Origin of the sequence: Paraburkholderia sp. (assembly GCF_036488795.1) — a bacterium.
In the GTDB taxonomy this organism is placed as follows: Bacteria; Pseudomonadota; Gammaproteobacteria; order Burkholderiales; family Burkholderiaceae; genus Paraburkholderia.
Window position 1 is genome coordinate 1 of sequence record NZ_DASXHA010000150.1, and the last position, 12,979, is coordinate 12,979.

12 protein-coding genes and 1 pseudogene are annotated in these 12,979 nt (G+C 62.9%); 7 read left to right on the forward strand and 6 right to left on the reverse strand.

Annotation, left to right across the window (positions count from 1 at the left end; all coding sequences use genetic code 11):
* From VGH41_RS21905 to VGH41_RS21920, 4 genes and pseudogenes are all read right to left on the reverse strand, one after another.
* On the reverse strand, nucleotides 1-1,790 hold a 1,790-nt coding region (locus tag VGH41_RS21905; RefSeq protein WP_331599682.1), incomplete at its 3' end, for a TonB-dependent receptor family protein.
* A 71-nt stretch (nucleotides 1,791-1,861) separates the two neighbouring features.
* Nucleotides 1,862-2,425, reverse strand: a complete 564-nt coding sequence (locus VGH41_RS21910; RefSeq protein WP_331599683.1) for a YcnI family protein — start codon at nucleotides 2,423-2,425, stop codon at nucleotides 1,862-1,864.
* A gap of 57 nt (nucleotides 2,426-2,482) precedes the next feature.
* Nucleotides 2,483-2,860: a DUF2946 domain-containing protein gene (locus tag VGH41_RS21915; protein ID WP_331599684.1), complete on the reverse strand. Its 378-nt coding sequence runs from the start codon at nucleotides 2,858-2,860 to the stop codon at nucleotides 2,483-2,485.
* 153 nt (nucleotides 2,861-3,013) lie between these two features.
* Nucleotides 3,014-3,409 (reverse strand): annotated as a pseudogene (locus tag VGH41_RS21920) (M23 family metallopeptidase); the annotation flags it as partial.
* Nucleotides 3,410-4,053: 644 nt separating this feature from the next.
* Here VGH41_RS21920 and VGH41_RS21925 point away from each other — a divergent pair.
* The 4 genes from VGH41_RS21925 (at nucleotide 4,054) to VGH41_RS21940 (ending at nucleotide 7,631) form a co-directional block, all read left to right on the forward strand.
* Nucleotides 4,054-4,599 carry a hypothetical protein gene (locus tag VGH41_RS21925; RefSeq protein ID WP_331599685.1) on the forward strand — a complete coding sequence of 182 codons (546 nt, stop codon included), beginning with the start codon at nucleotides 4,054-4,056 and terminating at the stop codon, nucleotides 4,597-4,599.
* Nucleotides 4,600-4,637: 38 nt separating this feature from the next.
* A complete protein-coding gene (locus tag VGH41_RS21930) occupies nucleotides 4,638-5,228 on the forward strand; it encodes a phosphatase PAP2 family protein (protein ID WP_331599686.1) in 591 nt (196 codons plus the stop codon).
* Between the two features lie 340 nt (nucleotides 5,229-5,568).
* Nucleotides 5,569-6,243: a heavy metal response regulator transcription factor gene (locus VGH41_RS21935; protein ID WP_331599688.1), complete on the forward strand. Its 675-nt coding sequence runs from the start codon at nucleotides 5,569-5,571 to the stop codon at nucleotides 6,241-6,243.
* A complete protein-coding gene (locus VGH41_RS21940) occupies nucleotides 6,243-7,631 on the forward strand; it encodes a heavy metal sensor histidine kinase (RefSeq protein ID WP_331599689.1) in 1,389 nt (462 codons plus the stop codon). Before VGH41_RS21935 ends, VGH41_RS21940 begins: the two co-directional genes overlap by 1 nt.
* A 17-nt stretch (nucleotides 7,632-7,648) precedes the next feature.
* On the opposite strand, the gene VGH41_RS21945 is transcribed toward VGH41_RS21940, so the two are convergent.
* On the reverse strand, nucleotides 7,649-7,918 hold the full coding sequence (locus VGH41_RS21945) for a DUF4148 domain-containing protein (RefSeq protein WP_331599690.1): 270 nt from the start codon (nucleotides 7,916-7,918) through the stop codon (nucleotides 7,649-7,651).
* A 428-nt stretch (nucleotides 7,919-8,346) separates the two neighbouring features.
* Between VGH41_RS21945 and shiA the strand changes: the two genes are divergently transcribed.
* The 3 genes from shiA (at nucleotide 8,347) to VGH41_RS21960 (ending at nucleotide 11,564) form a co-directional block, all read left to right on the forward strand.
* Nucleotides 8,347-9,663, forward strand: a complete 1,317-nt coding sequence (gene shiA, locus VGH41_RS21950; RefSeq protein WP_331599691.1) for a shikimate transporter — start codon at nucleotides 8,347-8,349, stop codon at nucleotides 9,661-9,663.
* A 358-nt stretch (nucleotides 9,664-10,021) separates the two neighbouring features.
* The gene (locus tag VGH41_RS21955) at nucleotides 10,022-11,425 is read left to right on the forward strand and encodes an L-lactate MFS transporter (RefSeq protein ID WP_331599692.1); all 1,404 of its coding nucleotides are present in this window, start codon (nucleotides 10,022-10,024) and stop codon (nucleotides 11,423-11,425) included.
* 10 nt (nucleotides 11,426-11,435) lie between these two features.
* Nucleotides 11,436-11,564, forward strand: a complete 129-nt coding sequence (locus VGH41_RS21960; RefSeq protein ID WP_331599693.1) for an MFS transporter small subunit — start codon at nucleotides 11,436-11,438, stop codon at nucleotides 11,562-11,564.
* Nucleotides 11,565-11,731: 167 nt separating this feature from the next.
* Here the strand turns inward: VGH41_RS21960 and VGH41_RS21965 are convergent, their stop codons facing one another.
* The gene (locus tag VGH41_RS21965; RefSeq protein ID WP_331599694.1) at nucleotides 11,732-12,949 is read right to left on the reverse strand and encodes a sensor histidine kinase; all 1,218 of its coding nucleotides are present in this window, start codon (nucleotides 12,947-12,949) and stop codon (nucleotides 11,732-11,734) included.
* Nucleotides 12,950-12,979 lie beyond the last annotated feature (30 nt).

The window sequence follows — 12,979 nt, forward strand, 5'->3', positions numbered from 1 at the left end:
GGCACACCGGCAATGCGGTTCGAGCCGTATTGCGGATCGTCCTTGAAGCGGAAATCGCTCAGGTTCCATAAACCCGAGAGCGTGACGCGGTCACCGGCGCCCGGCCCTGCAATGTCGCGCCATACGTCGACGGACGCCGCAGCCTCGATACCGCGCAGCACGGTCCGGTTCGCGTTGAACGTCGAGGCCGGGACGTCCGGGTTGGTGGTGTACTGCAGCAGTTGATCGCGCACCAGCGACTGATACGCAGTGAAGTCCCAGCTGAGGCGATCGCGGCTGCCACGGGTGCCGACTTCGAGCGTCCACGCATGCTGCGATTGCAGCGGCGTGAAACGCGTGGTGGCGGCGAACGTCTGCGTGAGGTCGGTGAAATCCGGCACGTCCTGACTGCGCGTGATATCCGCGAATGCCTGAATCTCACGATTGGGCTGCCACAACAGCCCTAGCTTCGGATTGACGCCGTTGTACGTCTGGCTCGCCGAGCGGTAGTTCGGATCAGCCGCGAGGCCGCCATGGTCGACATACTCGCGCACATCGCGCAGCGCCTTGATGCCGGTCATCAACGCGAGGGTGGGCACAAAGAACAGCCGGTTCTCGACATACGCCTCGTAGTTGTAGGCGTTCTGCGATGCATCCAGCGTTTGCGCGCCGCGCGAACCGTTGATGTTCAGATATTGCCGCGCCTGCGTATTGCCGCCGAAGAAACGCGCGCCCGCAATCACGTCGTCACGCATACCGCCAAAGTTGAGCGTCGCCGTATAGCGCGGCGCGAAACCGTAGGTCCAGCCGTCCTGATCGATCACCTGAAAGATCGGGTGATACAGGCTCTTGTGGATCGCCCACGTGTCGAAGTCGAGCTGGCCGGTGTCGAGCCTGACGGTGGTGCGATTGGCGATGCGCCCGGTGCGCGTGTTGCGCGCCTGGTCGCCCGAGAGTGCGCTCGCGGCCGCTTTGGTCGGGTTGTTCAGCGCGTCGTTGAGCGACAGGGTGCCCGGCAACTGCTGATCGACGATATACGCGCCGAGATAGAACCGCGTCTCCACGGTCGGGCTGAAACGATAGCCGACGTTCGCATTGAACTGCTCGTACTGACCACGTTCGTGCTGACGAAAACCATCCGCGTGATTCACGGTGAAGGTGCCGATGAAATCGAGCGGCCCGATCACACGCGACACCTGCGCGCTGCCGCGCACCGTGCCGTAGCTGCCGCCTTCGAGCCGCACGAGGTTCGGTGCGGGCGCGCTCGACGCCGTGGGCGTGAGGAAATCGATTGCGCCGCCCAGCGTCGACGATCCGTACGCGAGACCGTTGCCGCCTTTGTAGACCTCGGTGGCCTGCAACGCGAGCGGATCGATCTGGTAGTAGTCGCCGCTGCCATCCGCGAGGTTGGTGGGAATGCCATCCTGCAGAATTTCGAGGCCGCGCGTGTGATACGAGCGCGCAATACCCGAACCGCGGATCGACAACCGCAGCTCCTGGCCATAGCGGTTCTGCACGAAAACGCCGGGCACGTTCTTCAGGACATCGCGCAACGTGAACGCGTAGGTGTCCGCATACGACGCGCTATCCACGAACCCGACCGAGCCAGCCGTTTCGTCGAGCGTGCGTTTCTGTTGGGCGACCGTACCCGAAGTCAGTGAATGGCTGGCGCTTCCCTGTACGATCACGGGTTCGAGCAGATGCGTCTGCGGATCAGCCGCCGCGGGATCGGCGATCTGCGCAAGCGCGCGGCTTGCAAAAAGAGCGGCGGTGCCGGAGAGCAGGCCGCTTCGCTGGATGAATCGATACATGATAAAAGGATCCTGCGCTGCACCGAGGCAGCGCGATCTGGATAGATCTGGAATGCGAACCAGGTTCGCGATCAATGTGCCGCGGAATGCGCTGCCGTTTCGTCAACGACCTTGAGCCGAACGAACGGCGCCGGCCCAGGCAGCGCGTGCCAGCTTTGTCCCTCAGCGGGAATTCCGGTCCATTCGCGCCGGCCGTTCTCGCAGGTCTGTACGACCGGGAACCATAGCGTTTTGCCGGGTGTATCGGGCAGCTTCATCACCAGGCCGAAGCTGTCATACAGACTGTCCGGCAACGGACCGCCACGCCATTCGACTGCACTGACGGCCTTCGCAATCACCGCGCCATGTTCGCCCTTCAGCGGCGGATCGATCACACGGGTTTGCAAGTCGACTTGCCAGCCCGGTTTCATCTGCGGCTTGACGGACAGCACGTCAGTGGGAATCGTCACCTGAATCGCGACGGTGGATGAACCGTCGCAACCATGCGGCACCTTCAGCGAGGTTTCGAAATAGCTACCCGCCACGGCTTCATTCGGCTGCGCGGTGATGTGTGCGAAAGCGTGCGTGCTACAGATTGCAGCGCTAAAAACGAGCGCGAGCCGAGCCGCCACGCGTGTGAAAGTACGAGTGTGCATAAGCGTTTCCTGGAAAGACGAGTACGCCACGCGGCGATCCGCGCGGTCATAACGGCATCAAGAAACGTGCAGAGGCGGCGCGCGAGGTTGCGCCGATGTGACAGGAGGAAGAGAGTGTGTGCCGGCGCTTGCATGCACGAGCACCGTATGTGCAAACGCGGCTTGCGTGGCGAACACCACACCGGCAGGCGGGACCACGGGGAAATGCGCAAGCAACCCGCAATAGCCGCAGGCCTGCCAATGGAACGTGAGCGGGTGCGCTGGGCCGTGCTCGCTGTCCGCCGCGCCCTGCAATACCGAACAACGCTCGGCAAGCGCGACGTTGAGCCTGTCGTGCGCGCTCAACGCTTGCGATACCGTGGGCGCGAGCGTCGCCATCAGGATTGCGAGCAATCCGAGGATACTGCCGATCTTCTGTAGATGGCGACGCAACATGCGATGCGGTTTGGAAAATGAAAGCCGGCGAATTATGCCACGCGTCTGCGCAATTGAGGTGTGCTGATTGACACGTGATAAGGGATATCACATTGGGCGTGATGACAACGGGTAGCACTCGGGCAGAGCACCACCCGCTCATCCGACGCAACGTCAGAACAACGCCGGCGAACCACTTGACGACGGATTCGACGCGCTACGCATCTCGCCTGACAAGGCCGCCAACTGTTCGCGCGCCGTGCTCGCGACGCGCTCGAACGCGGTTCGCTGCGCACCCGCCAGCGGTACGGCGAGGACGCGGCTCGTCAGTTTCAGCGGATCAGTGGGCTGGTTGTTCAGACGCACTTCGAAATGCAGATGCGGGCCGGTCGCCACACCGCTCTCGCCAACCGCGCCGAGGCGCTGTCCCCGAGCCACCGGCGCACCGACTCGCAGACCCGCCTCGAAAGCCGAGAGATGCGCGTAGCCGGTCGTGTAACCGTGCGCGTGACGCAGCACGACATGCTTGCCATAACCTCTTGCGAAGTTCCACAGTTCAAGGCAAATTCCGGCGCGCGCAGCCCGGCCGCTTCCACTTCAATCTCGCCTGTGCCAGCCGGGGCCGTGCGGTTTTGCCCCGGCACCGCGTCCGGCGCAGGCACGCCCAGCACGGCCATCGCACCGCTCAGCACTGCCGTGCCGGCGGCCGAGCCCAGCGAGGATCGGCTTTTGGGATGAGCCTGACGGCTCGCATCAGTGGAAATGACCTGCGCGCGCGCGAAGGTGTTACGTTGATACAACCACATGCGTAGGGGTTCTCGCAGTCGAAACAGAAGGCTGCGGGCAGCGGCGAGCGTACCTCGGCGCGTCGCAGCGGCGCGGAACAGAGGGATAAGCCGCCTGGACACGGTTACGACATCGGACCGCGCGGCCCGTCAACAGGAACCTGTCGTCTACTGATAGGCGTATTGCCACAAAATAGGACTAGTCTTGCATCTCAGGACGATTTATAAGACGGGGCGTGGCCGATTTTCCACCCATACGCGGAAATTTCAGGTGGCGTCTGGGTCTCAATGCATAATCGTAAATTTAGGACAGGTCTCATTTCGGCGGAATTGTTTCTGACACAAAATCACGTTTTCTCTCGCACAGCATCTGGCTTGCCGTGCGCCCTGTCTCAGGCACGGCGCGCGGCATGGCTTGCCCATCCCGACGTGAAATCCGCTCTCTTCAGGCGCTGCGGCATCGCCTTCGCCGCGCTGCAATTGTCTGCCTGTTCGCTGTTCAGCTTCTTTCATTCCGCGCCGCCGGTGGAACATCCCACGGGCGCGCTCAGCATTGCCCCCGCAAGCGAGTTCGTCTACGAGCCGGCGCGCGCCGGCCGGGTGTCGGCCAATCGCATCGAAAACACGGCCATGACCGGCATCGTGACCAGATTCGACATCAACGAGGCGGTTCGCAACGACATTGCGCATGAGCTGCAAATTGCCGGCTTCAAGGTCGCTGATAGTGGCAAGGTGCTGAGCGGACATATCGAAGTATTCGCAGTGGACGACGTCCGCTCGCCGGCCGTGTGGACGCTGAAGGTCCACTACATCGTCCACGACGCGGCCACGCACCGCGTTGTCTATGCCAGCACCAAAACCGTTCGGCAGAAGAATCCCAAGTTCACCAACGTCACGATTGCGCTCGACGATACGGTTAAGCTGAGCGTCTCGGCGTTGATCCGCGACCCGGCGTTCGTCAGGTCGGTGAACTGACATGCCGCGTCCCTTTCCGAAGTTTGCGAGGATCCGAAATGTGGCCTGCTATTAGCGATCTGGGCGACGCCGCCCTGACGCTCCCGCTTGCGATCGTCTGCTGCGCATGGCTGTCCGTGTCGCTGTCGGGATGGCGCGCCGCGCTCGTGTGGCTCACGCCGCTCGCCGCGGGCATGCTGATGGTCGGTGTGACCAAGATCCTCTATGCGGGCTGCGGCGTGCAGTTTCCGAGCATCGGTTTTCGCGTCATCAGCGGACATACGATGCTCGCCTCGGCGGTCTGGCCCATGGCCTTCCTGATTGCCTTGCGCAGCGGGAGCGATAGCGCGGCGAGCAGCGGCACGCGCATCGCGCTGATGATCGGACTGGGTCTCGCCGCGCTGATCGGCACGGCGCGCGTTTTCGACAAGGCGCATACGCTGTCGGAGGTGATCGCCGGCTGGACGCTGGGCATGGTCGTGACCTTGCTGTTCGTGAGCTGGAAGGAAACGCCGCTGCTGTCGTCACGGCTGCGGCCTTATGCGATTGCATCGCTGGTCGCCGTATCGGCAGCGGCGTACGGCCACCATGCGCCGATCCAGGACGCCATCGACAACTATTCGCCTTTTCTCTGCCAGCGCTTCCTCTAACAGTAGCCGTCGGGGGGCACCGAAGCGGCCCTGGTCACCCGATCTCACCAGATTCCGCCCATCACCGTCACCACCGGGTCCGCATAAAACGCGGACTGCGCGATGCTGATCAGCAAACGCCGGCACGATAACCGTCCAGGGAAGACGGACGGCGACTTTGGCGATCCACATGAAAACACAAGCGCCTCGACGATAAGGATGGGCGCAGCGTGGCCAGCGGCGTTTTGTGACCAGCCGGCCCGCGGATGACAAACACGTAATGAATTTTAGGGTGCGAGCCGGGTATCATCGACAGCATCTGCATCATGCAAAACCCAAGGCAACCTGAAAGGCGACCGAGATGAGGATTCTCGTAATCGAAGACGAGCCGAAGGCCGGCGAGTACCTGAAAAAAGGCCTGGAAGAGTCCGGCTTTACGGTAGATGTCGCGCGCAACGGCGTCGACGGCCTGCACCTCGCGCTCGAAGACAACCACGACGTGATCGTGCTCGACGTGATGCTGCCAGGTATGGACGGCTGGCAAGTCCTGCAACAGATTCGCGGGCGCAAGGACACCCCCGTGCTGTTTCTGACCGCGCGCGACGAGATCGAAGACCGCGTGCGCGGGCTGGAGCTCGGCGCCGACGACTACCTGATCAAACCGTTCGCGTTCGTCGAACTGCTTGCCCGGGTCCGCACGCTGGCGCGCCGCGGGCAGACGCGCGAGAGCGATACGCTGACCATCGGCGACCTCGAAATCAATGCGAGCCAGCGCAAGGTGCGCCGCGCCGGCCAGCGCATCGACCTCACGCCGCGCGAGTTCGCACTGCTGCATCTGCTCGCGCGGCGCAGCGGCGAAGTGCTGAGCCGCACGCAGATCGCGTCATATGTGTGGGACATGAACTTCGACAGCGACACCAACGTGGTAGACGTGGCGATCCGGCGGCTGCGCTCGAAAATCGACGACAACTATCCGGTCAAGCTGGTGCACACGGTGCGCGGGGTCGGCTATGTGCTCGAAGTGAAGGATGCCTGATGAAGCGGATCTCGCTGACCGTCCGGCTCGCCGCCTGGTTCGCGCTGATCACGGTGCTGGTGTTCAGCGTGGGCGGCAGCGTGCTGTATCGGGCGCTGGCGCAACAGATCCGCTCGCAGGACGACATCGGCCTCGTGCTGACGGCCCGTCATCTGCGCCGGCTCGCGAGCGAGCTGGAGACCGCGCAGGCCATCCGCCTTCACGAGTCGCGCCTCGATAGTCTGGTGCTCGGCGACCAGGCGTTTTTTCTGCGAATGAAGGACGCAGCCGGGAACGTGCTGCTCGAACGCAATCCGTCGCACTTCGAGATCAACGATCTGCCGGTCGTGAAACCGTCGAACCGCATTCTCGAACACGACGTGCAGCAATGGCATACGCCCAGCGGCCTGACGATACGCGGGGTCGCCACCGATATCGCGCTCGGCGACGGCTCCGTAGTCAGCGCGGTGGTGGGCCGCGAGATGAGCGACCGTGAAGCGATGCTCGCGCGCTACCGCTACACCGTCATGCTCACCACGCTGGCTGCGCTGATCGCGGCCGTCGCGCTCGGTTATCTGGCGGTGCGCGCGTCCCTGCGGCCGCTTCGCGACATTGCGGGCCGCGCAGCGAGCGTGACGGTAGGCAAGCTCGACACGCGGATTCCGGCAGATCACGTGCCACGCGAACTGGAGGCACTGGTCGATGCGCTGAACGCCATGCTGGCACGGCTCGAACTCGGCTTTGAACGGCTCTCGCAGTTCACGGCGGATCTCGCCCACGACCTGCGCACCCCGCTTGGCAACATGCGCGGCGCCAGCGAAGTCGCGCTCGCGCGTTCACGTTCGGCGGACGAGTATCAGGCCTTGCTGGTGTCGAATATTGAAGAGTGCGAACGTTTGTCGCGAATGGTGGAGAACGTGCTGTTTCTGGCCCGCGCCGACAACCCGCAATATATGACGACGGCGACTGAATTCCCGGTTCAGGAAGAACTGGAGCGGGTCGCGGACTACTTCGAAGGCATCGCCGACGACGCCGGCATCGGCATCGCGGTGAACGCAGACGGCAAGCTATATGCCGACGTCGATCTGTTCCGCCGGGCCATCGGCAATCTGCTCGCGAATGCGCTGCGCTATACGCCGCGCGGCGACACCGTGTCGATCTCGGCAAGCGGCGGCGCGGCCGGCATGACGGTCACGGTTGCCAATCCCGGTATGCCGATTCCTCCCGAACATCTGTCGCGGCTGTTCGACCGTTTCTATCGCGTCGACGGATCGCGCAGCAATCCGTCAGGCTCGACCGGCCTCGGGCTCGCCATCGTGCGAACCATCATGGAACTGCACGGCGGCAGCGCGTCCGTCGAAAGCGACGCAACAGCCACGCGCTTCCATCTGCATTTTCCGGCGCGCTGAGACTTCGCCGCGGTGCATCAGTTGAATGCCATGTTGACGCGGTTGTCCAGGTGCCGGGCCTGGTAGGTGGCGCGGTTCTGGGCGATCTGTTGCGGGCTCGGCGGATAGTCGGTCTTGTGACCGGGGATGACACCCTGGGCTTCGGCCTGAACCAGGTCGGCGCGGACTTCGGCGCGGGTCTTGCCGGTGTTGGCGGTGGTGTCGGCGCTTTGCGCAAACGAGGCTTGACCGAACGACAGCAATGCGCCGGCGACGGCGGCCAATGCCAGATAGCGGTTGAGTTTCATGACGGGCTCCTGAGTGAGGTTGGCCGGATTGAACCGCTTCCGGCCGGGTGTGCAAAACAGCGATACGACGGAACCCATTCTCGGCGCCGCGCACTTGCGACGAAGTGACGCAATCATGACGAATCTGTCATCTCCCCTCTGCCTCGGCGCGTTCCGGCGCTCTATGCCGCATGACACGCCGTGGTTCACCTTAGGCTTCCCCACACTTGGTGTTAACGCGGAAAACGCGCGCTATTCGCGCACTTTCGTGCGCTGATCGCGCAATCCGCTTCAAATGCGGATTGTCGAAGCCCCGCGATCTCTCTATTGTTCGGGGAACCCTGCGCCGAACCATGCGCGCTAGCCGGCCAACCGGGCCCGGCAGCCGATCCGGTCATCGCGCAGTTCAGATAGACAGCAACCCACTTGCATGGGATCGGAGACAGGTCATGACCACAGCAGTATCGGCAGCGGCGCGTATCGAAGCCGCCAGCAACGGCAGCAGGGCTCGCAAGGCCGCATTGGGCAGTTTCGTCGGCGCGGTGGTCGACTGGTATGACTTCCTGCTGTACGGCATCGTCGCAGCGCTCGTTTTCAATACCCAGTTCTTCCCGAAGGTCAGTCCCGCGATGGGCACGCTCGCGGCCTTCGCGACCTTCGGCGTCGGTTTCCTGTTCAGGCCGCTCGGCGGTTTCGTGTTCGGCCACTATGGCGACCGCCTCGGCCGCAAGCGCATGCTGGTGCTGACGGTGATGATGATGGGCCTGTCCACCGCCGCAATCGGCCTGTTGCCGTCTTTCGCCATCATCGGCTGGTGGGCGCCCGTGCTGCTCGTGACCTTGCGCGCCATCCAGGGTTTCGCCGTAGGCGGCGAATGGGGCGGCGCGGCCTTGATGGCATGCGAAAGCGCGCCCGAGAAAAAGAAGGCGTTTTATAGCAGCGGCGTGCAGGTCGGCTACGGCGTGGGTCTTGTGCTGGCTACCGGATTGGTGTCGATCATCAGCCACGTGATGGACAACGCCACCTTCCTCGCCTGGGGCTGGCGCCTGCCGTTCCTGTTCAGTGTGCTGCTGGTGCTGATCGCACTGTGGATTCGCTCGAACATGGAAGAGTCCAAAGAATTCGTCGAGAAGGTCGTGGAAAAGGGGGAGCGCCGCGCGCGTCTGCCGATCGTCGAAGCCTTGCTGCAAAATCCCCAGGCGTTTCTGCTGATCATTGCGCTGCGCCTCGCGGAGCTGTTCACGATGTATATCGTGACCGCCTTCGCACTGAATTACTCGACCGCCAATCTCGGCATGCCGCGCACCTTCTTCCTCACCATCGGTCTGCTGGTCGGCGCGCTCAGCTGTGTCACCATTCCTCTTTTCGCAATGGCCGCGGACCGCTTCGGCCGTCGGCGCATCTACATGATCGGCGCGGTCGTGGGCATGTTGAGCGCCGTGCCGTTCTTTCTCGCTCTCGATGCGCGCGCAACGGTCTGGATCGTGTTCTTCGCGGTGATGCTGGCCAACGTGGCACACGACATGGTGGTGAGCGTCCAGCAACCGATGTTCACCGAACTGTTCGGCACCGAATACCGCTACAGCGGCGCAGGCGTCGGCTACCAGGTGGCGAGCGTGGTGGGCGGCGGGTTCACGCCGTTTATCGCCGTCGGACTGGTGAGCCTCGCCGGTGGTTCGTGGCATCCGGTGGCGGCTTACCTCGGCGTGGGCTGCCTGATCTCGCTGCTGGTCGCCGCGCGGATGAAAACCGGCCGCACGGTTTGAGGCCTCGTTGAGGGCTCAGATCGTAGGCGTAGTAGCCGCGCGCTGCTCCGCCTTGCTGTAACGAATGCCGCCTTCGGGCGGCATTTTGCGTGACGCGGCGCAGAAAGCCGCCCTTGATCCATGCGTAGCGCATCGACACCTCAGGTGAACTACTCATGCACTCACATTTCATATTGCCAACAGACTCTGTGCGCCCTATCGTTGATCAGCCATGGGGATGTGGCTCGGGTCTTTACCTAATATGAAATGAAAAAACATATGGGTCGACCCTGAGACAGGATGCGGTTGCGCCCCATGACGCTCAAGCATTTCCCTGGTAGTCCGATAACAAAATGAAAACCGTCATAGGAGACCGACCATGAGCAGCATCACTGAGCCGACCCGAACTCCGGGTTCGCCCCCATTCTTTTCCAAACAGGCCACCATTGCGGGGCCGGGCTTCTCACGCTGGATGGTGCCGCCCGCCGCGCTCGCCGTGCATCTGTGTATTGGCCAGGCATACGCCTTTTCCGTATTCAACGGACCGCTCACGAAAGTGATCGGCATTACGCAATCCACGCCGGACGACTGGTCGCTCACCACACTCGGCTGGATCTTCTCGCTGGCCATCGTGTGCCTTGGGCTATCGGCTGCGTTTGCCGGCAAGTGGCTCGAGCACGTCGGCCCGCGCCGCACCATGTTTACCGCGGCATGCTGCTTCGGCGGAGGTTTCCTGGTCTCGGCGCTCGGCGTGTGGACTCACCAGATCGTGTTGCTGTATCTGGGTTACGGCGTGATTGGCGGCATCGGACTCGGGCTCGGTTATGTGTCACCCGTGTCGACGCTGATCCGCTGGTTCCCGGACCGGCGCGGCATGGCCACGGGCATGGCGATCATGGGCTTCGGCGGCGGCGCGATGATCGCCGCGCCGCTCTCCGTTGCACTGATGAACCACTTCCGCAGCGCGACCAGCATCGGCGTCGCGGAAACCTTCGTGGTACTGGGGATTGCCTACTTCATCTCGATGTCGATCGGCGCGCTCGCGATCCGCGTGCCGGCGCCCGACTGGAAGCCGGAAGGCTGGACGCCGCCGGTCGCCAACCAGAAGAAGATGATCTCGCACAATCATGTGCATATCGACGAGGCATTGAAGACGCCGCAGTTCTATCTGATCTGGCTCGTGCTGTTCCTGAACGTCACGGCCGGCATCGGCATTCTCGGCCAGGCCTCGGTCATGATTCAGGAAAGCTTCAAGAATTCGGTGAGCGCGGCGGCCGCGGCGGGCTTCGTCGGCCTGCTGTCGCTCTTCAACATGGGTGGGCGCTTCGTCTGGGCGTCCGCGTCTGACTGGATGGGCCGCAAGAACACCTACTTCGTCTTCTTCGCGCTAGGCGCCGTGCTGTATTACCTCGTGCCGAGCTTCGCGGCATCGGGGCAAATCGCCCTGTTCGTACTGGCTTACTGCGTCATCCTGTCGATGTACGGCGGCGGCTTCGCCACTGTGCCGGCCTATCTGGCGGACATGTTCGGCACGGCTTTCGTCGGCGGCATTCACGGCCGTCTGCTCACCGCGTGGGCCGCGGCAGGGGTGGCCGGCCCGGTGCTGGTGAACTACATCCGCGCCTACGAAGTGACGCATGGCGTGGCCAAGGCGGACGCCTACACGATGACCGTGCACATCATGGCCGTGCTGCTGGTGATCGGCTTCATCTGCAACCTGCTGATCAAGCGTGTGGACGACCGGCATCACATGACCGATGCGCAGCTCAAGAGCGACCAATAAGGAGACCGACATGAGCACCATCCAGACTGCCCACCCTACCTCGAGGGTCAAACTCGCCGTCTTCTGGCTATATGTGCTGATTCCGCTGGCGTGGGGCGTGGTGAATACCCTGCTGCAGGCGATCAAGCTGTTCCACTGACAGCCGCTTGACGACTGGCTGAGCCAGCCAGATGCAGCTGGGCGCAACAGAGGGAAATGGCCATCCCGCGGCGGCAATCGCGGGATGGACACTGAATGCTCCAACGTCAGGCGCGCTGGGTCGCGCCTGACGCCTCGCCCAATGCCCTGGCATTGATATCAACGCCTTCACTCCGCTGCGCGCAATTCCACCGGAAACGTAATCTCAAACGTCGTTCCGCCACCCTCGCGAGAATCGAAACGGATCTGGCCATCGAGCGTCCGGGTCAGTTCCTTGACGATCGCGAGTCCCAGTCCGGCGCCGGGAATATCCTCCGCGGTGGCGCGCTCGAATTCCTTGAACACCCGCTCGCGGTCCGATGGGCCAATGCCCACGCCCGTATCCGATACACGCATGCGCCACTGGGTGTCGCCGTCCGCGCTCATGATCAGTGAGACCTCGCCGACCTTCGTGTACTTCGCCGCGTTGGTCAGCAGATTGAGCGCGATCTGCTTCAGCTTGAGGCGATTGGACACCACGGTCGTCAAGCTCGCATCGAACGAGGAAACGAGGCGCAACCCCTTTGCTTCGATCGCGGGGCCACACGAGGCCACCAGTTCGTCGAAGAGTTCACGCAGGCTAAACGGCTCGAGCGTCAGGTGACTCGTATCGCCTAGCACGACGGAATACTCGACCAGTTCATCCACCAACGCCTTCATGTCGGATGCCTGACGATTGGCCAGCGCAAGCGCCGCTTCGAGCTTCGCGGGTGCCCGCGCGATCAGCTGCAGCGCCATGGAAAACACGTTGAGGAAGTTGCGCAAATCGTGCACGACGCTCCGTGTAATCTGCATGCGCGACTCGTACAGATCGCCCACCAGCCGCTGCTTGAGTGTGAGCTCGTGATTGGCGCGCTCGAGCCGCCCCGTGTATTCGTCGATCTTGCGATCACGTTCGGTGACCACCTCGCGAATCGAAGTCAGCGTGACAAAACTCACCGCCTCGTCAATAAAATGCCGCGCGCGCTCTTCATGACGCCGTGTGAAGGATGCATGCGAGTCGCTGAACTGGACGATCTGGCCGGCCAGCATCTGCCGGAACAGATCAAGCTCGCGCACCAGTTCGTCGATCCGGTAGCCCTGCCGCCAGCGCAGCTTGCCGTGCTGGCGCGCGTTACGTTCGATGGCCGGCTCGACCCCGTCGAGATCCTGCGTTTCCAGCGCGCTGCAGATCTCTTCGAGAATGGCCGGAACATGATCCGATAGCTGTTCGTAAGTCAGCTGCTCGGCCTCGTTCAGCTCCGCGTCGTGGAAAACCGCCCTCATCCAGCGCTCGGTCAGATCGACCTGCCGCCGACGGAGGCTTTCGGCAAAGGCACGGAGCGGGCGTGTTTGCGTATCGGGCATGAAATAGGGCCTGCCGCCACGAGGAAGGAG